The organism is Desulfotignum balticum DSM 7044, assembly GCF_000421285.1.
Lineage (GTDB): Bacteria > Desulfobacterota > Desulfobacteria > Desulfobacterales > Desulfobacteraceae > Desulfotignum > Desulfotignum balticum.
On record NZ_ATWO01000001.1, the window covers coordinates 3,984,518 to 4,006,366 of the forward strand.

Sequence of the window (21,849 nt, forward strand, 5' to 3'; positions counted from 1 at the left end):
GCAAAATTTATGAGAACGAGAAAGCTTCACGGATGCAGTAGATCCTTTGTGACCAGGACCTGCTTAGGATTGGTATTCTTTTTGGCACTGATGGCAGGGGCATGGAGCGTATCGGCCGGCACCAGGACCTATCCGGCATCTGCAGAAAACCTGCCGCCGGTCACCATTATCAAAGAGGGCCGGGAACTGACCATCCGGCTGACGGATGTCTATGACTTTCATGGCAACGCCTGTCCCGGGGCCACCATGGCGTTCCAGGCCCTGCGGTACGGCCTGGAACTGCTTTACGGCCAGGAAACTCCGGACCTGGCGGATCTGGTGATCATTTCCCGCTCCGCCGGGGGACCCATGGATCTGTTCGATCTTTTGATGAAAGGCAAAGACAAATCCAGACGGACCTGGCCCCCGGCAGGCATGGTCATGGACGCGGACAACTTTACATTCCAGTTTCTGCGCAAATCCACCATGCAGACGGTGACCGTGCGCCTGCAGGACGGACTTTGGCCTGAAGACTGGTTCGAACTCCGGGCCGAACATAAGGCCGGGACCATTACGGATGAACAAAAGAAAAAACGCACAAAAGACCGACAGCGTGTGATCCGCACATTCCCGGGCAAACCGCTCACCGAACTGTTCGGCACCCCGCAGGTTGACACCGTTGTGGTCTGGGGACAGATCCTGCCCGGAGAGATCGACCGGCATATCCGTGACCAGCGCAAAAGAATCAAGCAGGAGCAGAAAACCCAATAACCGGTCCAGCCGGTTTCTGCCTGCTTTTCCGGGGATTCAAACCAACAGCCCCGGTAAAAGACAGGGGATCCGTCCCAAAGGAGAAAAAGATGAACTGGAAAAGATATGTTTTACTGGTTGCGGGCCTGGCTGTGTTACATGCCGGACCTGTACGGGCTGACCGGGCAGCAGCGCCGCAGCAACTGGACGAGGTGGTGGTCACGGCCACCGGCAGCGCTAAAGAGCTCCTGGATGCCCCCGGCGCGATCGAGGTGATCACGGCCCGGGAAATCCGGGACCTGAACGCCCTGAACGTGGCAGAAGCCCTGGAAACGGCCGTGGGCCTGGTGGTTTCCCGGGAATCCGGGCGGGTGGAAGCGCCCGGCATCCGGGGGACCCGCAGCAAACACACCCTGGTACTGCTGGATGGGCGGCGCCTGGCCTTCGGGTTCAACGACCAGGTGGACCTGCGCCAGATCCCCACCGTGATGGTGGAACGTATCGAAGTCGTGCGGGGTCCGGCATCGGCCCTGTACGGCAATGACGCATTGGGCGGGGTGGTGAACATCATCACCCGGAAGGCGCCTGAACAGTGGCACGGCACAGTCACCGGCCAGGCCGGGGTGAACATCAGCGGCGAGGCTGCTGAGTATGCGGGCAGCGGCTTTGCCGGCGGACCGGTTACGGATCGTTTCCGCTTCCTGGTTGCCGGGGAGCTGCGGCACAAGGACGGCTGGGACGAATCGGGATCACTTCCTGATGACGGGTATGAAGAAGAACCGGGATTTCTGGCCGGCCGGGCCGCCTTTGACCTGACCGACCGCCAGACCCTTACCACCGGCCTGGAATTCATGGACACCGTCTACACCGGGGACCAGTTCTACGAGAATCTGGCCAGGGAACGGAGGGCCGATGAAAAACGCCGGGGTTACTTCCTGCAGTATGATGCCGGGTTCCGGTCCATGGACCGGCTCATGGTCCGGATGAACCGCTCCGAATATGAAAACGAACTGGAATTCACCCCATTTGCCGCCTCCGGCGAGCGGCACACAGAACAGGCCACCACCCAGGCCGAGGCCCGTTACACGGGACTGTTTCTGGACGGCCACCTAGTCACCCTGGGCGCGGAATACCGCCGGGACGGGCTGGATGACACCCTGGCCGGAACCCGCACGGACCGGGATGTGGACAATATCAGCCTTCTGATCCAGGATGAGTTTCACCTGTCCGACCCCCTTTATACGGTCCTGGGGATACGCTGGGACGACCATTCCGCTTTTGGCAGCCAGTGGAGCCCCCGGGGGTCCCTTGTCTATCGGCTGTCGGATCACCTGCGGCTGAAAGGTTCCGTTGGACAGGGGTTCCGGGCACCCTCCCTGACCGAACTCTATGTGACCTCACTCCGGAAACGGGGCAAGGAGGTGTTCGAGTCCGATCCAAAATTAAAGGCGGAAACCTCCACCACCTGGGAACTGGGTATTGCAGGAGATCACGGCAGGTACCGGGGCGGGGTGACCGGATTTTACACCGAGGTGGAGGACCTGATTGAAAGCGTATTCCTGCGGACCGAAGGATCGGGTAAGGACAAACGTGACATCTACCGGTACCGGAACATTGCCGAAGCCACCATCAAAGGCATCGAGGCCGAGGCCGGGGTCCGCCTGCCCGGGGGCTTTTCCCTGGACGGCAACCTGACCTGGCAGGATGTGGAGGACCGAGCCGGAGAGGGGGCCGTGGGCGGCCTTCCCGAATACAAAGGATATTTCAAACTGGGCTATGAGCTGCCGGACTGGCGGCTGCGGGCCAACCTGCGGATGTCCTATATCGGAAATCTGACCTACGCGGACGGAAACAGCGAATCCTATCCCCTGTTCGGTGCCTATGTAGCCAAGGGCCTGAACGAGCGCTTCGAGATCTTTGCCGGGGTGAACAATCTGTTTGACAAACAGGTCGAACAAAACGATGTCGTCCAGATCGATCCGACCACGGTTTACGCCGGCATCACGGCGCATTTTTAGCCCTTGTCCCGTAAAACGGGCGAATCGATTGATCCCCACACGAAAACAGGACCACTGGATGACGTATTGAAAAACAGGTGAAATGATACCTTTCACCACCCAAAACAGAAGGATGACAATGCAACCAGCCCAGACCGGCCCCCAGCGCGGAAAACCCGCACTGTTCAAGACCGCACTTGACAAAGACACCGGCACCCGTTTTTTTGCCCGGGAAGGGGTGGATCCGCTCACCCATGCCTTTGAAAAAAAAATTACCGTCCATGCGGGTTTCAGCGGAAGTCCCGTCCCAAATACCGCCCGAAACCACATCATGGAAAACCTGCTGTCCCGTGCCCGGCAGCAACCATCCGCCGTCTACATTCATGTGCCGTTCTGCGAGACCCACTGCCTGTACTGCGGGTTTTACAACCGCGCCTACGGCAGAAAAGAAAGTGCCGGGTTCACCGATACCCTGCTGCGGGAAATCGACCTGTGGCAGGCGCACCCAGCGGTGACCCAGAGACCGGTCCATGCGGTATATATCGGCGGAGGCACCCCCACCGCCCTGGAGGCCCATGATTTGAAGCGCCTGCTCAAAACAATCAAATCTGGTTTTCCCCTGGCCAATGACTGTGAGATTACCGTTGAAGGCCGGATTCACAATTTCAGCCAGGCGAAAATCGATGCGTGCCTGGCCGCCGGGGCCAACCGCTTTTCCATCGGGGTGCAGACCTTTCACACCGATCTGAGACGGTCCATGCGGCGGGTTGCAGACCGGGACCGGATCATTGAATTCCTCGGGGAATTGAAAGCCGATGGGTGGGCCGTGGCGGTGATCGACCTGATCTATGGCTTTCCAGGCCAAACCATGGAGATGTGGCGCCGGGACATCGACGACTTCCTGTCCCTGGACCTGGACGGCATGGACCTGTACCAGCTCAATCTGTTTCCTTCCAGCCCCCTGGCCCGGGCCATTAAAAAGGGAACCTTTCCGGCGGCTGCCGGGCTGCCGTTCCAGGCGGAACTGTTTGCCGAAGGGGTTAAAATCATGGAACAGGCCCGGTACAGGCGGCTCACCGTGGGCCACTGGGGACGTACCACTCGGGAGCGCAATATCTACAACCATCTGATGAAAGGGCCTTCCGAGTGTCTGGCCTATGGTCCGGGTGCCGGGGGGTGCCTGAAGGGTCACTATTACTTTGTGGAGAGCGATCTGGACAGATGGCGCACGGCCGTGGACATGAACCAAAAACCCCTGACAACCCTGATAGCCCCGTCTCCCATGGTGGAGCTGGACAAAACCATTGCCGCCGGGTTCGATCTCGGCCGGATCAACCTCAGGCGGCTGGATGCAGCGTTCAGCATACCCATTGAAGCCGTCCTCGCCCCCCTGACGGAACAGTGGCGCCGGGCGGGGCTCATTGAAACAGACGGAGACTGGCTGGAACCGACCCTGGCCGGACAATTCTGGCAGGTCAACCTGGCACAGTTGATGATCGATTATTTACACCGGAACATAACAGAGGAGCAGATGACATGACACATTCCCTCAACCGGCACCCCCGGTGGAAAACAACAGTGACCGGACTGCTGGGCACCCTTGTGCTGGTTTTCAGCGCACCCCATGCAGCAGCGGATGAAAAAAAAGACGTCAACACGCTGAAAACGCCTGAAATCGTTATCACCGCCACCCGCACGGAGCGGGAACTGCAGCAGGTGCCCGCTTCCATATCGGTTGTCACGGCAGAGGATATGACGCGCTCCGATGCAACCACCCTTGCTGATCTATTGCAGGATGTGCCCGGCATCGAGGTGTTCGACCAGTCCATTCCCGGGGCCAAACGGGTCCAGATCCGGGGGGAAAGCGGTGCGCGGGTCCTGGTGTTGATCGACGGACAGAAAATATCAGAACAGAAATCCATGGACGGAGCAGCCCTGCTCATCGATCCCAACCGGATTGAACGGATCGAAGTGATCAAGGGGCCGGCATCGGTGCTGTATGGTTCCGAGGCCATCGGCGGTGTTGTCAACCTCATTACCAAAAAAGGCGGGACCCGGCCGGTTCAGGCGGAACTGAGCACCTCCTTTGACACTTCCGCCGACGGGATCTCCGGGTATGCATCCATTTTCGGCAGGGTTGACGGATTCAGCTACCGGCTGTCCGGCACCCGGACCGATTACGGGGACCGCCGGACCCCGGACAAGACCCTGGACAACAGTTCCTACGAAACCCAGGAGTTCAGTGCTTTCGGGGGATACGATCTTGACCGGGTTTCCATCGGAGTCATGTATGACAGCTACCAGAGCGATATCAACTCTCACACCCCGGAAGAAACCACCGGCGACACCCTGACCTATTTTCAGCTGGACTTGCCCCAATGGGACCGGGAAAAAATCAGCACCTACGCAGAGCTGCGTGATGTTGCCGATTCTGTGCCCCGCATGCGCCTGGATGCCTATTTCCAGAACACCCGGAAACTGCTCAAAAACGACATGGATATCAGCGTTCCCATATCTCCGGCTTTCCGGAACATGATTATTGAAAATCGGATCACCACGGATAACGATCAGGATACCATTGGTGGCGGTTTCCAGCTGGACTGGATCCCGCATCACGCCCATTATCTGATTTTCGGGTACGAACCGGTTTTCGACCGGCTCGATACCGCCACCACCACTGTTTCCCGGCAGGAGTCACCCATGCCCCCTCCCTTTGGGACCCAGACCGAAAGTACGGATCATTACACCTATGATGCCGCCATGGACACCCATGCCGTTTTTCTGCAGGATGAGTGGTCCCTTCCCTGCGATCTGACCGCCACACTGGGAGTCCGGCAGACCTGGCTGCGCTCAGAACTCAAAAACACCAACGATCCTTCCCTGGAAAAAGGCAGCACCGACGACAGTTACCCGGTATTCAGCGCGGGGCTGACCTATGACGGCGTGGACAACCTTGTTCTGCGGGGCCTGTTCTCCCAGGGATACCGGTTTCCCAATCTGCAGCAGCTGTTCATCGGCACGGTGCACGGCAGTGCAGACCCGACCTTTCCCAACCCGGACCTAGAACCGGAAACCTCCAGCAACTATGAAATCGGTGCCCGGTTTGACAACAGCACATGGGTTGCGGACATCACCGGGTTTTATTCCGATGCGGCCGATTATATTTCCACGGCGCCTGTCACCGGGGGCCGCCGATTTGTCAATGTCGACACCGCGGAAACATACGGCGCCGAACTGACCCTGGGTTACACCTTTCCCGGCCTGGGTCTGACCCCTTACGCCAGCACCACCTGGCTGAATCGCAAATTTACGAAGGACGGTTTCAGCACCTATGATACCGGCCTGCCTGAATTGAAAGGCCGGGCCGGGCTGCGGTATAAACAACTGTTCCGGGAGCATATCGATTTTTACAGCGACATCTACACCCGCTGGGCCGCCAAAGCCGAAGAACGGCTCTCTGATGACGGGACCCGGGAAACCCACGGATCATGGGAAACCCTCAACCTCACTTTGGGTACCCGGTTCGGCCGGCAGCAGCACTATTTTACCACCCTCAACCTGAACAACATTTTCGACCGGTCCTATACTACGGCCCGGTCCACCCTGGACCAGCCTGGATTTCACGCGGTGATCAAAGCAGGGGTCACCTTTTAGAAAAAGGAAGATATGAAATTGACTGCCCGAAAAACAGAACACGCCCCGGCAATTCTGCTCCGGGAAAACCGGATGACCGAAGGTGCATCCTGCCCGGACCACCGCTCCAGTGCCCCTTCTTACTGGGAAGTGCGGGACCTGGCCGTGATCGGCATCTTTGCCGCGCTCACAAAAACCACCAGCCTGATGGTGGCCCTCATGGGGGGCGGCATGAACCCGCTGACCCTGCTGCTGAAAAATTTGATTTTCACGGCATTTCTCGTGGTCCTCCTGTTCAAGGTCCGCAAACCCGGGACCCTGCTGCTGTTCATGGCCGTGAATATCATCTTTGCCATGCTGCTCATGGGAGGCGGCTTTTTTCTGCTGCCGCCCATGCTCGCAGCGGGCCTTCTGGCCGAAGGAGTGATCCTGGTTTTGGGCGGATACAACAAAACACGCAACATCATCCTGGGTGTGGCCCTGTATGACCTGGTTTTTAAGTCCGGATCCCTGGGCATTTCCTGGCTGTTTGTCCGGGAGCAGCCCCAGCTTTTGTGGATCACGACCGCCATGGTCGCCATCGGATACCTGGGTGCGGTGGCGGGCCTGTTTGCCGGCCTCAGATTTGTAAAGGAGCTGCGCCATGCGGGCATTGTTCGAAACTGACACCCCTGAAACGGATAAACGCTTTGTTCACCGGCTGGATGCCCGCACCAAAATGGGAATCAGCCTGCTGGCCTCCGTGGCGGTGATCCTGATGAATCACCCGGTGCCGCTGGGGGTGCTGACCCTGTGCAGCGCCATATATGTTTTCAACCTGAACCGCACCAGACTGGTCTGGATCATCTATGCCGTGGTGGTTTTGATGTGGTGCATTGCCGTGGGCATGATGGCGGGGCTGCACCTGCTCTGGCCCAAGATGGCCCCCCTGGATCTGGACCGGCTGCTGGTGCCGTTTCTGCGCACCACGGTGATGGTGAACGTGGCGCTGGCCCTGGCCCTTTCCACCCGGACCCAGTCGTTTCTGTCCACCTTCAAGGTCCTGCGGCTGCCGTTTCCCATTTATGTACCCCTGGCGGTGATGATCCGGTTCATTCCCACATTTATCGAGGATATCCGCCAGATCCGGGAATGCGCCCGGACCCGGGGCCACCGGATCACCCCTGTCTTCATTATCCGCCGGCCGGTTCTTTTTGTGCGGCTGTTGCTGATGCCCCTGCTGTTCCGGTCCCTGCGGTCATCGGACGACCTGGGCATTGCCGCCGAACTCAAGGGTCTGGGACACGGCAGCCGCATGACCCCGCTGCACCCGGCCCGGTTCGGCCGGGAAGATGCACTCATGGCCGGCCTCACCCTGGCGGTCCTGGCCGCGGCCCTGGTCCTGCAGCTCGTTCTCAGGGGGAATCCCGGAGGAATGATCAGATGATTGTCATGGACCGGGTCTCCTATGTGTATCCGTTTCAACCCCAGGCAGCGGTTTCCGGTTTCAGCCTGCGGGTCGATCCGGGGGAAGCGGTGCTGATCACCGGTGCCAGCGGATGCGGAAAATCCACCATTGTCCGCCTTATCAACGGTCTGTGCCCCCATTTTTTCAAAGGCCGGCTCACGGGGTCCATTGCGGTGAACGGCAAAGATTCCCTCACACGGCGTCTCGATGAAATCGCCCTGGATGCGGGGACCCTGTTCCAGGACCCGGAACACCAGTTCTTCGCCACTTCCGTGGAAGACGAGATCGCTTTTGTCCATGAATGGCGGGAATTCTCCCCCCTGGCTGTAAGGCGGAAGGTGGACCGGGCAGCGGAGCAGTTCGCCCTGGGCCCCCTTCTGCACCAGTCCATCCTCTGCCTGTCCGAAGGGGAAAAACAGAAAGTAGCCCTGGCCGGCATCATCTCCCTGGATCCCCGCGCCCTGGTGCTGGATGAGCCCACCGCCAATCTCGACCCCGAATCCACCCTGGATCTGGCCCGGATGATCATGGATCTGAAGCGGCAGGGCATGGCCATCGTTATCGTGGACCACCGGCTGTACTGGCTTGAATCCGTGGTCGACCGCATCATCGTCATGGAAAAGGGGCGATCCAAAGCTGAAGGCGGTTTCTCCATTCTGGACGACAGTGCCCTCAGGGAGCGCTTCGGTCTGAGGCAATCCAGGGTGGAAGATAAGCGCGCAGACCTGACACCGGTGACCGGGAAAGACCCGGATGTGGATGTGGAAGATCTGTGCTTCAGATACGGCAGCGGGCCGGACCTGTTTTGTCGCGCATCTTTTTCCCTATTCCGGGGAGTCACCGGACTGCTGGGGAAAAACGGGACCGGCAAAACCACCCTGGCCCGGCTGCTCACCGGCCTGACCCGGGTTGACCAGGGCCGGTTCCGGATCCGCGGGACCGCCGTCACCCCCGGCCAGCTGCTGGAACGGGCCGGCATTGTGCTCCAGAACACCGACCATCAGCTTCACATGCAGACCGTCAGAGATGAGCTGGTCCTGTCCACGGACACCTGCCGTCAGTTGAAAACCGGACCGGATATTGACGCGGTCCTCGATCTGTTCGGCCTGGACGGCCTGTCTCCCCGCCATCCCCAGTCTCTTTCCGGCGGGGAAAAACAGCGCCTGGTGATCGCCTGCGCCATGATCAGACAACCCGATATCCTGATACTGGACGAACCCACCAGCGGCCTGGACGGAAAAAACCTGCACCTGATTGCCGGCGCCATCCGCCGGGCCGCGGACCACGGCACCTGCGTATTGTTGATCAGCCATGACCTGGAACTGATCAGCCGCTGCTGCGACGGTGCCCTTCACCTGCCTTTGAAACCGTTTATTCACAAGGAGACAGATCATGTATGATGCATTCCTGACCGATAAAAACCGCCGGGCTGTAAGAAATACCGTGACAGCCGATCCGGACATCCTGCTGGACCGGCTCGCCGCAACCCTGGGCATCCCTGAAGCCGCCGCCGGACAGGAGGCAAGATCATGAAATCCCTGGTGGTATACTCATCCCGCACCGGCAATACCCGGAAAGTGGCCAACGCCGTGTTTGACTCCCTCCCCGGAGACAGGGAGATTTTTCCGGTGGAACAGGCCCCCCCGGCAAACGGGTATGATTTCGTGGCCATCGGCTTCTGGGTGGACAAAGGCCGTCCCGATGACAAAGCCGCTTCATACATACAGACCGTTCAGGGCGCCACCGTCGGCCTGTTCGGAACCCTTGGGGCGAACCCGGATTCCCCCCATGCCCGGGACTGCATCAGCCGGGCCGTGGATCTGGTCTCCGGCAATCATGTGGCCGGCACCTTCCTGTGCCAGGGCCGTATCGACCCGGCCGTCGTGGAGATGATGATAAAAACGGCCTCCCATGTCCACCCCATGACCCCGGAAAGGATGGCCAACATCAAAGCGGCGGAATCTCACCCGAATGACCCGGACCTGGAAATGGCAAAAGCCGCTTTTCGGGAGATGATCCATGACATTGAACCAAAAGTGACTTCATGAGGGGCCATGACCGATACAGAGATTCAAGCTGTTGGACCGTCCCCAGCGGGGTACCATCTGCACGGTCTCCCCCGGACCATACACCCTATGCCATTCAAGTCACACCGTACTGGGACGGCGGGGATATCTGGTTCATGATCAACCCCCCGGGGTCTGACCCGGCGCAATCTTGAACAGAACCCCAATGTCCTGGTGAAGCTGACCCTGGCGGGCTTGCTGACGATCGGTCTTGGCGGGATACTCTTTTTGTTTTTTCAAAAACAAAGCTGTTTCAACCCGGGTTTTCCACATCGCCGCCGCTGAAACCGTCTCCTTGACACCCATCCCTTCCTGTTTTGCGTGCGGTATTCCCGGGGTGTCATCGTTGGCGGGAACGCTCCTCATGTCATATTTTTTTCAATATTTTTTCAATGACATCGACAAAGGTTTTCTGTTCAGATGCGGTGAGCCCGGATACGATTTTGCGGGTCATTTTCAGGTGAAACTCATGGTGCTCCCTGAAACAGGCTTCCCCTTCAGGGGTGAGTTCGATGAGAAAGGCGCGCCGGTCCGTTTGGTGGGGGGTGCGCCGGAGCAGGTGTTTTTTTTCCAGCCGGTCCACGGCCACAGACAGGGTGCCGGTGGTGATCCCGATTTTTTCAGCCAGGTCCTTCATTTTGATGGCGCCGCTGTGCCCCACCATCTCAATGGTATGGGCCTGTGCCGTGGTCAATCCAGAATCCCGCACCACCGATTCCTCCCAGGAGGACAGACGTTCATAAAACTCCACAATTTGTTTTGACAACCGAGTCAGTTCCATGGAAGCTGCCATCTGTCCTGTCATGGGATCCATCCATCTACGAGGTTCGAGGTTGAACGCTTATCATCTGATTACATATCACACCCGGGAGACAAAGAAAAACTATTATATAGTTTGTACATCAAATATATTGTATATCAAATATATTGACAGCCAAACTTTTTTTCTCTATATTGCCCGGCAGAAAATATGAACCAGAAATGATGGAGGAAACCATGATCGGAAGATATGCCAATTTAACTGTATACAGACAGATTTTCACTTCAGATGATTTTATGAAAGTGGCCCTGGGGGCGGGATTGATACCGGCAGCCCTGCTGGTCCCCCCCATGGGCGTGCCGGTGTTGCCGGAGATCTCTTTGACCAACCTGTTCCTGGTGGTATCGATCCTGATCAACGGCCTGCCCATTGTCATGGAAGCGATCCGGGGGGTGGCCGGCAAACGGGTGAATGTGGATGAACTGGTGAGCATTGCCGTGGTGGCCTGTGTGCTCACCGGCAATTTTCTGGAGGCAGCGGTGGTTTCGGCCATCATGAAGGCCGGGGCCATGGTGGAGGAGGCGGTGAGCGACAGTGCCCGCCATGCCATCCGGAAACTGGTGGAACTGACCCCGGACACCGCCGTGGTCCGGCGCCGGGGACAGGAAGAAACCGTACCGGTGTCCGGGATCCGGTCCGGGGACTTGCTGGTGGTCCGCCAGGGACAGGTGATCCCCGTGGACGGGGTGGTAGTGACCGGGGCCGCTGCCGTGGATCAGGCTGCCATTACCGGGGAATCGGTTCCCGTGGCCCGGCAGAAAGGGAATGTGGTCCACGGGGGCACGGTCTGTGTAGATGGATTCCTGGAAATTCAGGCCACCCGGGTGGGAGAAGACACCACCATGGGCAAAATCATCGGGATGGTCACAGCGGCCGAACAATCCAAAACCCGCAGTACCCGGATTGTGGACCGGTATGCGGCCTGGTTCACGCCGGTGATTCTGTCGGCGGCCCTGGGGACCTTTCTGGTGACACAGGATGTGACCCGGGCCATCACCGTGCTGATTGTGGGATGCCCCTGCGCCTTTCTTCTGGCCGGGCCCGTGACAACGGTGGGAGCCATCAGCCGGGCCGCCCGGGCCGGGATCCTGGTGAAAGGGGGACAGTACCTGGAAAACCTGGCCCGGGCCACCGCGATCTGTTTTGACAAGACCGGCACCATCACCACAGGAAATCCCCGGGTGGTGAAGACCATGTGTGAACCGGATCAGGATGAATGCGAGATGCTGGCCCTGGCTGCGGCCGTGGAAAAAAAGAGTCTGCATCCCCTGGCCCGGGCCATTGTGGATCAAGCGAGGACCTCGGGGTGTGCCGGTTTCACAGCTGAAGAGATCCGGTCCGAGCCGGGCAAAGGCATCACCGGCCGGGTGGGGACAAAGACCATTGAAATCATGTCCACCAGCCGGTTCAGGAACCAGGGGGTCACGGCGGTCTCTGTGACATCGGACGGCCGAATCCTGGGATTTATCTGCCTGGAAGACCCGGCCCGGGATCATGCATCCGCAGCCATTGATGCGATCCGAAAAACCGGCATCACCGACATCACCCTTCTGTCCGGGGACCAGGAAGGGCCGGTGGAAAAAATCGCCGGAACCGTGGGCATTCCCCGGTGGAAAGCGGCCCAGTCCCCTGAAGACAAACTCAATTACCTGAAACAGCACAAAACCGGCCGGCTGATTTATGTGGGGGACGGGGTGAATGACGCACCGGCCCTGAAAACCGCGGACATTGGTATCGCCATGGGATTCTGCGGATCCGATATCGCCCTGGAAACGGCGGATATGGTGCTGTTGAACGATGATCTGACCCGGCTGCCGTTTCTGATCCAGTTGAGCCGCCGCATGACCACGGTGATCAAAATCAACATCGCCTTAAGTTTTGCCCTGAACTTTGCGGCAGTGGCTGCCGGGGCCGCCGGGCTGCTCACTCCGATGTGGGGGGCGGTGATGCACAATGCCGGATCGATCCTGGTGGTGGCCCTGGCCGCATCGCTGAGGATGTTTCAGGCAGGTGCTTCAGGCGTGACAGTCCGCTGAATGTCAGGAGCAGTACAATCCGTTTCATGCGAAAACCGGACATCACTGCTGCAAAGCCTCTTTAAAAAAATATAAAAAAACACCTTGACAAACAATCCATGTCATGAAATATATGGCCATTATTTTTGTTAGCCTTACTTAACATTTAATACTTATACTAAAATTGTATCAATTAAAACACTATAGATTGGTATCATAACTTTATCAGGAATAAAATCATGACTTTGGACCAACTCACACCGGGAAACAGTTGCACCATCACCGGGCTGTCCGCAGCCAACATACTGGGACAGCGTCTTCTGGACATGGGAATCTTTCCGGGCCTGACATTGCGGGTGATCCGCAACGCCCCTCTCGAAGACCCCATGCAGGTGGAGATCGAGGGATATTCCATCAGCCTGCGCCATGAAGAGGCCCGGTTCGTCGAGGTAGAGGCAGATGGGAACCGATAAGATCATCGTGGCCCTGGCGGGCCAGCCCAACTGCGGCAAATCCACGGTGTTCAACGCCCTGACCGGGGCCCGCCAGCATGTGGCCAACTACCCCGGGGTGACCGTGGAAAAGATGACCGGATGGTACCGGTACGGGGACGTCCGGGTGACGGTGGTGGACCTGCCGGGCACCTACAGCCTGACCTCCTATTCCCCGGAAGAGCGGGTGACCCGGGATTTCATCCTTCACCAGGCCCCGTCCGTGGTGGTCAATACCATGGACGCATCCAACCTCAAGCGCTGCCTGTACCTCACCTTTCAGCTGATGGAAATGGAGATCCCGGTGATCCTGAACCTGAACATGATGGATGTGGCCCAAAACCGGGGCATGACCATCGACACCACGGCCCTGTCCCGAAGCCTGGGAGTTCCTGTGGTACCCACCGCCATCACCAGGGGCAAAGGCAAAACCGATCTCCAGGCAGCGATTCTGGAAATCGCCGGACAGGGGCTTTCCAGCGTACCGGCCCGGGTGGATTACCGGGAAATGACACCTTACATCTCTTCTGTCCAGGAGCGGGTGACCGCCCTCACCGACCTGGGGGACCGGTATCCGGTGCGGTGGCTGGCCATCAAGCTCATGGAAGGGGATGAGGCGGTGCGGGAGCTGATCCGGGAAAAAACCGACCAATACGCCCAGCTGCTGCTGGAGGTGGACAAATTCAGGCAACAGTTCAAGGCGGCCATGGATACGGTCCCGGACATGCATGTGGCCACCTGCCGGTACCGGGCTGCCGAAGGGATTGCCCGGCCCTGTGTCACCCAGTCCGAACGGGCACGAAAAACTCTGTCCGACCGCATCGATGCCCTGGTCTGCCACAAGCTGGCCGGGCCGGTGTTCATGGTGGGCGTGTTGTGGACTCTGTACTATCTGTCCATTGTGCAGGGTTACCAGATCACCAACTATACCTGGCCTTTGCTGGCAGGGTTCCGGAACCTGGTGTCGGACATCCTTCCGGTATCCGGGTTCATCGATGTCCCCCTGACCCGGGCCTTTTTCCTGTGGCTGGTGGATTCGGTGAACGCCCTGCTCAACTATATCCCCATCTTTTTCATCCTGTTCGCCTGCATTGCCTTTCTGGAGGACAGCGGGTACATGCCCAGAATGGCGTTCATCATGGACCGGCTCTTCAGCCGCTACGGGCTGCACGGCCAGTCCACCCTGCCCATGGTGCTGGGAGGGATATATGTAGGCGGCTGTGCCGTCCCCGGGGTAATGTCCTGCAAAGGTATCCCGGACGAACGGTCCCGCCTGGCCACCATTCTGATCATCCCCATGCTCAACTGCCTGGCCAAGGTGCCCCTGTATGTCCTGCTCATCAATATCTACTTTGCCCCGCACAAGGGATGGGCCATGTTCTTCATCTCCACCATCAGCATGCTGATGGTGCTGCCGGTGTCCAAACTGCTCACCCTGACCGTGCTCAAGGACAAGGAGACCGCCCCGTTCGTCATGGAGATGCCGCCCTATCACCTGCCCACCGTCCGGGGGGTGCTGGGACGGGCTTTGGAACGGGTGTGGCTGTTCATCCGGAAAATCACCACCATTGTGGTGGCCCTGGCCGTGGTGATTTTCGTACTGCTCCAGTTTCCCGGCATCGGCCCGGATCGCATGGCCCAGTATGAAACACGCAAACATGCCGCCGTCCGCTCTTTTTATGAAGAGATCACCGGCACCGGGTATGAAGCGGACCTGGCTGACAACCGCCTCATGGCCATGATCCATTTCTGGGAAAACTTTCGGAACAAAAAGATGCGTGTCAAAAGTCCGGAAGCAGCCCAGGCCATCGACACGGAATTCGAGGCGGACAATGCCCGGTTTTTCTCCCTGGTAAAGCCCGGCAGGGACCGGGAAGCCAAACAGGTGAACCGTGCCCTGAAAACCCTGATCCGGGAGCGGAGCCAGCTGCTCCAGGAAATGCGGGCCGAACGGATCAACAACAGTTTTCTGGGTTATGCGGGCAAGGCCCTGGTGCCTCTGACCCAGTGGGCCGGATTCAACTGGCGGGTGAACGTGGCCCTGCTGGGGGCCTTTGCCGCCAAGGAAAGCGCCGTGGCCACACTGGGGGCCCTGTATGAACAAGGGGATGCCAGTGAATCCCTGGAAAGCCGCATGGCCCGGGGAGAACAGGATTTCACCCCGCTCCATGCCCTGGCATTGATGATGTTCATGGTGCTGTATCCCCCGTGTCTGGCCACCGCCATTGCGGTGAAACTCCAGTCCGGTTCCGTCAAATGGATGCTTTTTGCCATGGGCTATCCCATGCTGCTGGGGCTGGTGGTGGCCAGCCTGATATTCACCGGCGGCAGTCTCCTGGGTCTTTCCGGGCTCCAGGCCATGGCCGCCTTTTACCTGCTGGCGCTGGCCATCACCATTGCGGCCGGGTTCATCACGCCAGCCAGATCAGGCGCCACATGACCCACGGCCGGGCCGATGAACGGCCCGGCAGATTCAACCATTAACCCGTTTATTTTTAAACCCCATTTTTGATGAAAGGAAAGAACTCATGACTAATTTTAAAACCCTGCTGGCTGTTCTTGCCCTCGGGCTGTTATTCACCGGCATCTGCCAGGCCCACACCCCGCTGTTTTCCTGCTTTGACAACGGAGACGGTTCCATCACCTGCGAAGGCGGATTTTCCGATGGATCTTCCGCCGCCGGTGTCGCGGTCCGGGTGGTGGACAAGGACGGCAAAGTACTGATGGAGGACAAGCTGGATGAATTCAGCGAATACACCGTGAAAAAGCCTTCTCAGGAGTTTACGGTCATATTTGATGCCGGCGAGGGGCATCAAATCAAGGTTCCCGGCAAGGAAATCTTCTGATTCAATTGTGTCTGTCAGACCAGATGATGTTCAACCCTTGTTGTTGAACATCATCTTTCATCCCGATTCAAATTAACTTCAAGGAGAAAAACAATGAAAAAACGGATTGCTGTGCTTGTAAGTTTGATATCACTCATTTTGTCAGCCCAGGCTTTTGCCCATTTTCAGCTGATCTATACCCCGGATGCGGCCCTGGAAAACGGAGGGAAGATTCCTCTTGCCCTGGTATTCACCCATCCGTTTGATGCGGGACACACCATGGACATGGGGACCCCGGAACAGTTCTTCGTGCTGCAGACCCGGGGGGAAAACCCGGTCAAAAAAATGGATCTGCTGGATGCCCTGACGCCGATTTCCTGGCAGAGCCTGACCAATTCGGGCAAGGCGTTCAAAACCGAATACACGGCCCGGGGCGGAGACCATATCTTCTGCCTGGTTCCGGATCCCTATTTTGAAGCGGAAGAGGACTCCTATATCCAGCAGATGACCAAGATGATCATCAATGTGGGGGGCATCCCCGGGGCCTGGATGGAACCTGCGGGCCTGCCTGCGGAGATCGTGCCTTTGAGCAAACCCTATGACCGGTGGACCGGCAACGTGTTCCAGGGAAAGGTGCTTTACAATGGCCAGCCGGTGCCCGGCGCTGAAATTGAAATCGAATACCTGAACCACGAACCCCTGATCGACCGCAATGCCTTTGCCAGAAAACCGGCGGTCAAAGCACCCCAGAGTTCGTTTGAACTGCAGACCATATTTGCCGATGACAACGGCATCTTCACTTTCGGCATTCCCAAAGCCGGATGGTGGGGGTTCGCAGCCCTGGGACTGGATGAAGATGCCACCCATAAAGGCAAGCCCTGCTCCAAAGACGCGGTGATCTGGATCAAGGCTGTGGACATGTAAAAGACCTTAATCATCATTGAAAAAAACAACACAACGAAAAAGGAAAAGGAAAATAATGGAACCCCGTTTTGCAATATTGCGCACATCACTTTGCCTGATGCTTTTTACCCTTTTTATTTCCCCTGCCATGGCCCAGGATGCCGCATCCACGCGGACGGTGGGTGGCGTCAAAAGCATGGAAGACCGGGTCAGGCACCTGGAACAGGCCATCGGCTCAGGAGACGAAAGCAACCGCTGGTTTGACCGGATTGAGATCTCTGGTCTGATCGAGATCGAGGCCATGCACCAGAGTACTGATTTTTCCGACCCGGCCCAGGCGGATGAAGATGAAAGCGATATCGACCTGGCCACGGTGGAGGTGGCCATGGATGCCGGCATCTCCGATCATGTGGACGGCCATGTCCTGTTCAAATACGAAGAGGATGATCTGTTCGTGGATGAAGGATTCATCACCCTGTCAGGAAAAGAGCGGTTTCCGATCTTTCTGACGGCCGGCCGGCAGTATCTGCCTTTTGGCAACTATGACTCTCATTTTGTGACCGATCCTCTGACCCTGGTTCTGGGGGAGACCAATGACGGCGCCGTGGTGGTTGGATCCAGCTTTGCCGGCGACACGGTGGAAGTCTCGGCCGGCCTGTTCAACGGAGCTGTTGATGAAATCGGTGAGGATGACATGGTTGACAGCGTGGTGGCAGCCGTATCCTTCCAACCGTTTGAATCGGTCATGATGGGCGTGTCATACACCTCGAACCTGATCTCCTCGGACGGATTTTCTGAAGCTGTCGTCTCCGGCACCGGCACTGTGACGGACATGGTGGGGGGATGGAGTGCATTCATCACGACATCTTTTCTGGAACGGTTTACCTTCATCGCTGAATATGCCGCAGCCATGGATCATTTCAAGGCCGGAGAGATCTATGATGCCGCCGACACCAAAGAGCGGAAGCCGGCTGCCTGGAACCTGGAGCTGGGGGTTTCCGTGCTGGAAAATCTGGAAACGGCCATCCGTTACGGCGGATCCGATGACGGTGGGGCGGATTTTCTGCCTGAAACACAGTACGGGGCCGTGGCCAACTGGGGCATTTTTGACAGCACCAACCTGGCCCTGGAATATCTGAGAGCGGAATTCGATGATGACGCTGTGGAGACCGATACCGTCACCGTGCAGCTTGCCATTGAATTCTAACCTGTTTGCCGGATCTGGTTTTTCCTGAATTCCCGGGGTTTTTCTGCCATCCCGGGAATTCACCCCCTGCCGGGGCTCCCCATGGCCCCGGCAGTATCACAACAGGCTGCGGAAAAAACGGGCCCGGCTTAAGCAAAAAAAACCTGAAAAGAAATTGGTCATCAACACCCCAAAAACCTCTGAACGCGGATTCAAACAGAATACCCAGACAAATCCATGACAAAATCTGATACCACATTCACCATCTGTCACGCCATCCCCGGGCGCATCCGCTGCCGGGTTCCGTCCATCGGCCGCAACTGGTTGATCCGGGAAGACCTGATTCAAATCCTGGAATCTCGTGAAGAGGTCCGGTGGGTCCGGATCAACGACAAATGCCGCAGTATCATCATCCGGTACCGGGCCGGGCAGATCACGCAGACCGAATTGATCACGGCACTGCGCCGGGTGATCGATCCCGGTGAGACCGCCCGGAAAAAACCAGAGACCGTGTCCACCGCTTCGGTGTCAAAAAACCGGAACCACCGATTATCGGAGGAGATCGTCCGGTCCGGACGGCGGTTTGCGGGCCTGTCGGTAGTGGCAGGCCTGGTCCTGACCCGCCGGCTGCTGTTCGGGACAGCACCGGCCCAAACTCCGTTCAGTCCCCTGGGCCTGATCACCGTGGCCGCGGCCCTGCCCCTGGTCAGAAAAGGTGCCGGCGATATCCGCAACAAAACCGTTTCCCTGGAAAGCTTTCTGGGGGGCAGTATCGTGACGGCTGCAGCTGCGGGAGAAGCCATGACTGCCCTTGAGATCCTCTGGATCACCAGTGCGGGTGAATTGCTCCAGGCCTGGATTACCCACCGCTCCCGCCGGGCCATCCGGGATATTCTGCAGGTCACCCGGAAGGATACCTTTATCCTGAAAGATGGAGTGGAGGTCCGGATCCCCGTGGAAAAGGTGTCCCCCGGAGACATTGTGGTGCTGCACACCGGCGAAAAAATCGCCGTGGACGGCCGGGTGCTCCGGGGCAGCGCCCTGGTGGACGAATCCGCCATCACCGGGCGCAGCGAGCCGGAAACCAGATCATCCGGCGACCGGGTGTATGCCGGGACATTTGTCAGCCAGGGGGTCGTTTTTGTCCAGGCAGAACAGGTGGGGGACCAGACCTATCTGGCCCGCATCCTGAACCTGGTGGAAGATTCCCTTGAAAACAAGGCGCCCATTGAAAGCGTGGCCGACCGGTTGGCCCGGAACCTGATCAAAGCCGGATTCATTGTCACCCTGGCAACCCTGGTGATCACCCGCAGCTTTCAACGCTCCTTCACGGTCCTGCTGGTCATGGCCTGCCCCTGCGCCACCATTCTGGCCGCTTCCACCGCAGTGAGCGCGGCCCTGTCCGCGGCGGCCCGGCGGCACATTCTCATCAAGGGGGGCCGGTACCTGGAAGAAGCCGCCTCCGTCAACATCATCTGTTTTGACAAAACCGGCACCCTCACCACCAGTGAACCGGAAATCAGGCAAATGATCAGTCTCATGGGCCTGACGGAAAACGAACTGATTCAGCTGGCCTATTCAACGGAAATCCACAACGCCCATCCCGTGGCCCTGGCCCTGAAAAAAGAGGCGGCCCGCCGGGGAATCCCGCCCATTCCGCATGATGAGTGCGAATATATTCCGGGCAAAGGGGTCCGTTCCGTCATTCACGGGGATGAGGTGCTGGTGGGCAGCCACAAGCTGATGGCCCGGTACGGCATCGAAGACAGGCAGGTCAAAACCCTTCTGGAAAAACACAAGCACCTGGGCCTGACCCAGATTTTTATTGCCCGGAAAGGGATATTGCTGGGAACCATGGGGTTTGCCAACCAGGAACGGCCTAATCTGGAACACCTGGTGGCCCGCCTGAAAGGCGGCGGCGTGGAAAAAACCGCCATGATCACCGGTGATGCCAGATACACGGCCCTGGAAATGGCTGCCCGTCTGAAATTCGACGAATGCCGGTATTCCGTACTACCGGCCGAAAAAGCGGACATCATCCGTTCCCTGCGTGACGACGGGGACCGGATTCTGATGGTGGGAGACGGCATCAATGACGCTTTGGCCCTGGCTGAAGCCGACATCGGCGTGGCCATGGGCACCGGCGGGTCTGAAGTGGCCATCGAGGCGGCGGACATCGCCCTGGTGACCGACGACCTGGCCGGTGTGATCTATGTCCGGGAGTTGTCCGCCAAAACCCTGTCTGTGGTGCACCAGAACTTCTGGATCGCCACCGGATCCAATATCGGCGGGGTGGTCCTCGGGGCGGCGGGCCTGTTGTCCCCGGTCATGGCCGGCCTGGTGCACATCCTTCACACCCTGGGAATCCTGGCCAATTCCAGCCGGCTGCTTTTTTTTGACATCCCGGAAACCAGAGGCCCTGCCAAAAGACAGCGTCACAAACCGAATGACACATAAAAAAAGGAGATTTCAATGACACACCCAAATGAAACCGGTTCGAATTTTCCCCCTTCAGGAATGACGGGCACCCCGGAATTCTCCGGGCACCATCCCATCCAGGGAAGCGATCCCTGCCAGTCAGCCGGAGCCGCCGGCAGTCCGCAGACCCCGCAACCCGGGTCCCATGCCGCCATGAACCAGGCACCTGCCCCCGGCATGAACGGCCCGGCCTTTTCCGGGCAGCCGCCCCATATGCCGGCAGGTCCTCCGCCGGGGATGGCGGGACCCCATCAGGCAATGTACGCCCCCTACCCGGCTTACAGTCATTATGGCGGTCCTGCCGGCATAGCCCCGGGTCATCCCATGCCCTGTTACACCCCGGACATCCCGGCGTATCCCCATCCCGGCATGTCTTACAGCGGCGTGCCGTACACCGGTTTTCCCGGTCAGGCGGCAGGGGGCGGGGCCCAGCCTTCCGGAGATCCCCAGGCCGGTCATGCCCCGGGGTGCGGCCATGCCGATCACGGACCAGGGCATCCAAAGCACGATGCCCATCAATACGGTCAGTTCATGGGACTGGTCAACGACCTGGCCAATGGAAAAGCAGACCCTTCCCAGGTGATGTCCTTTCTGGGAGGCCTGGACGGGCAGTTTTTAAAAGGGGCCCTGGTGGGCATCGGTGCCACCCTGCTGCTGACCAGCGATTCCGTCAGAAAAGGTCTTACCGGAACCCTTTCCGGTATTTTCGGCACATCCGGAAAGGACCCCGGAGAAGCGACGGAGACCGGCGCTGAACCCCGAACTCAATCTTAACCTTTACCTAAAGGAGCAATGAATCATGTCTCATTACCATTATCCTGCGGCCAATACCACTCCCGGAAGCGTATTTCACCCGGGTCCCCATGCCGTGCTCGCCATGGGCGGACTGGGCGCCATCTGCGGGGGCACGGCAGCGGCAGCCAGGAATATCCGGCGGGTCGGACAGGGCGGCATCAGCCGTGAAGCAGCGGTACAGGAAGTATTGAAAGAAAGTGCCGGCGCCGGTATCGCCACGGCAGCCGCCACGTTCGTGGTCGGCAGTGTGGGGGCGGCCGGTTTTCTGGGTCTTCTGGGAATCGTGACAGTGGCCACGGGCACCCGTTATCTGTGGGATTCCGCCATGGACCGGGGTAACACCGCACCGGATCACCCAGATAAAACGGCCGAGCCGGATACAACCGCTAAAACTACCAGAACCGACCGGGCAAACACCCGGAAATCAACCAATGACAACCCAACCTGACAATCAAGGAGATCAC

At 58.5% G+C, this 21,849-nt stretch carries 20 protein-coding genes; 18 read left to right on the forward strand and 2 right to left on the reverse strand.

All coding sequences use genetic code 11. The features are described from left to right. Positions 1-90: 90 nt before the first annotated feature. The 9 genes from K365_RS0119965 to K365_RS0120005 all read left to right on the forward strand — a co-directional run bounded on the left by K365_RS0119965 (position 91) and on the right by K365_RS0120005 (position 9,854). The gene (locus K365_RS0119965) at positions 91-750 is read left to right on the forward strand and encodes an FmdE family protein (RefSeq protein ID WP_245569292.1); all 660 of its coding nucleotides are present in this window, start codon (positions 91-93) and stop codon (positions 748-750) included. Positions 751-839: 89 nt separating this feature from the next. After that, positions 840-2,747, forward strand: coding sequence for a TonB-dependent receptor plug domain-containing protein (locus K365_RS0119970; protein WP_024336004.1), 1,908 nt, complete (start codon positions 840-842; stop codon positions 2,745-2,747). Positions 2,748-2,865: 118 nt separating this feature from the next. Then, a complete protein-coding gene (gene hutW / locus K365_RS0119975) occupies positions 2,866-4,266 on the forward strand; it encodes a heme anaerobic degradation radical SAM methyltransferase ChuW/HutW (RefSeq protein ID WP_024336005.1) in 1,401 nt (466 codons plus the stop codon). Further along, the gene (locus K365_RS29165; protein WP_024336006.1) at positions 4,263-6,380 is read left to right on the forward strand and encodes a TonB-dependent receptor plug domain-containing protein; all 2,118 of its coding nucleotides are present in this window, start codon (positions 4,263-4,265) and stop codon (positions 6,378-6,380) included. Before hutW ends, K365_RS29165 begins: the two co-directional genes overlap by 4 nt. 12 nt (positions 6,381-6,392) lie before the next feature. Then, complete coding sequence (locus tag K365_RS0119985; protein WP_024336007.1) at positions 6,393-7,025, forward strand: MptD family putative ECF transporter S component; 633 nt, start codon at positions 6,393-6,395, stop codon at positions 7,023-7,025. Then, positions 7,003-7,785 carry an energy-coupling factor transporter transmembrane component T family protein gene (locus K365_RS0119990; protein WP_024336008.1) on the forward strand — a complete coding sequence of 261 codons (783 nt, stop codon included), beginning with the start codon at positions 7,003-7,005 and terminating at the stop codon, positions 7,783-7,785. Before K365_RS0119985 ends, K365_RS0119990 begins: the two co-directional genes overlap by 23 nt. Beyond that, a complete protein-coding gene (locus K365_RS0119995) occupies positions 7,782-9,206 on the forward strand; it encodes an ABC transporter ATP-binding protein (protein WP_024336009.1) in 1,425 nt (474 codons plus the stop codon). Before K365_RS0119990 ends, K365_RS0119995 begins: the two co-directional genes overlap by 4 nt. Beyond that, positions 9,199-9,339, forward strand: coding sequence for a hypothetical protein (locus K365_RS28065; protein ID WP_156887756.1), 141 nt, complete (start codon positions 9,199-9,201; stop codon positions 9,337-9,339). The genes K365_RS0119995 and K365_RS28065 overlap by 8 nt, the downstream gene beginning before the upstream one ends. Further along, complete coding sequence (locus K365_RS0120005; protein WP_024336010.1) at positions 9,336-9,854, forward strand: flavodoxin family protein; 519 nt, start codon at positions 9,336-9,338, stop codon at positions 9,852-9,854. The genes K365_RS28065 and K365_RS0120005 overlap by 4 nt, the downstream gene beginning before the upstream one ends. A gap of 138 nt (positions 9,855-9,992) precedes the next feature. On the opposite strand, the gene K365_RS0120010 is transcribed toward K365_RS0120005, so the two are convergent. Beyond that, a complete protein-coding gene (locus K365_RS0120010) occupies positions 9,993-10,238 on the reverse strand; it encodes a hypothetical protein (protein WP_156887757.1) in 246 nt (81 codons plus the stop codon). 1 nt (position 10,239) lies between these two features. Then, entirely contained in the window at positions 10,240-10,677 is a 438-nt protein-coding gene (locus K365_RS0120015) for a MarR family winged helix-turn-helix transcriptional regulator (RefSeq protein ID WP_245569216.1), read from the reverse strand. A gap of 191 nt (positions 10,678-10,868) precedes the next feature. Between K365_RS0120015 and K365_RS0120020 the strand changes: the two genes are divergently transcribed. The 9 genes from K365_RS0120020 to K365_RS26825 all read left to right on the forward strand — a co-directional run bounded on the left by K365_RS0120020 (position 10,869) and on the right by K365_RS26825 (position 21,833). Then, positions 10,869-12,728 carry a heavy metal translocating P-type ATPase gene (locus K365_RS0120020; protein WP_024336013.1) on the forward strand — a complete coding sequence of 620 codons (1,860 nt, stop codon included), beginning with the start codon at positions 10,869-10,871 and terminating at the stop codon, positions 12,726-12,728. A 218-nt stretch (positions 12,729-12,946) separates the two neighbouring features. Beyond that, the gene (locus K365_RS0120025) at positions 12,947-13,180 is read left to right on the forward strand and encodes a FeoA family protein (protein WP_024336014.1); all 234 of its coding nucleotides are present in this window, start codon (positions 12,947-12,949) and stop codon (positions 13,178-13,180) included. Beyond that, positions 13,167-15,638 carry a ferrous iron transport protein B gene (feoB, locus tag K365_RS0120030; RefSeq protein WP_024336015.1) on the forward strand — a complete coding sequence of 824 codons (2,472 nt, stop codon included), beginning with the start codon at positions 13,167-13,169 and terminating at the stop codon, positions 15,636-15,638. The genes K365_RS0120025 and feoB overlap by 14 nt, the downstream gene beginning before the upstream one ends. An 88-nt stretch (positions 15,639-15,726) precedes the next feature. Then, positions 15,727-16,044 (forward strand): hypothetical protein, encoded by a 318-nt coding sequence (locus K365_RS0120035; RefSeq protein ID WP_024336016.1) that lies wholly within the window; start codon positions 15,727-15,729, stop codon positions 16,042-16,044. Positions 16,045-16,137: 93 nt separating this feature from the next. Continuing rightward, positions 16,138-16,947: a DUF4198 domain-containing protein gene (locus K365_RS0120040; protein ID WP_024336017.1), complete on the forward strand. Its 810-nt coding sequence runs from the start codon at positions 16,138-16,140 to the stop codon at positions 16,945-16,947. 55 nt (positions 16,948-17,002) lie between these two features. Further along, positions 17,003-18,133 carry an LbtU family siderophore porin gene (locus K365_RS0120045; protein ID WP_024336018.1) on the forward strand — a complete coding sequence of 377 codons (1,131 nt, stop codon included), beginning with the start codon at positions 17,003-17,005 and terminating at the stop codon, positions 18,131-18,133. Between the two features lie 216 nt (positions 18,134-18,349). Next, positions 18,350-20,569, forward strand: coding sequence for a heavy metal translocating P-type ATPase (locus K365_RS0120055; protein WP_024336020.1), 2,220 nt, complete (start codon positions 18,350-18,352; stop codon positions 20,567-20,569). A gap of 15 nt (positions 20,570-20,584) precedes the next feature. After that, the gene (locus K365_RS0120060) at positions 20,585-21,364 is read left to right on the forward strand and encodes a hypothetical protein (protein ID WP_024336021.1); all 780 of its coding nucleotides are present in this window, start codon (positions 20,585-20,587) and stop codon (positions 21,362-21,364) included. Positions 21,365-21,389: 25 nt separating this feature from the next. After that, positions 21,390-21,833 carry a magnetosome protein MamC family protein gene (locus K365_RS26825; RefSeq protein ID WP_024336022.1) on the forward strand — a complete coding sequence of 148 codons (444 nt, stop codon included), beginning with the start codon at positions 21,390-21,392 and terminating at the stop codon, positions 21,831-21,833. Positions 21,834-21,849: the final 16 nt, after the last annotated feature.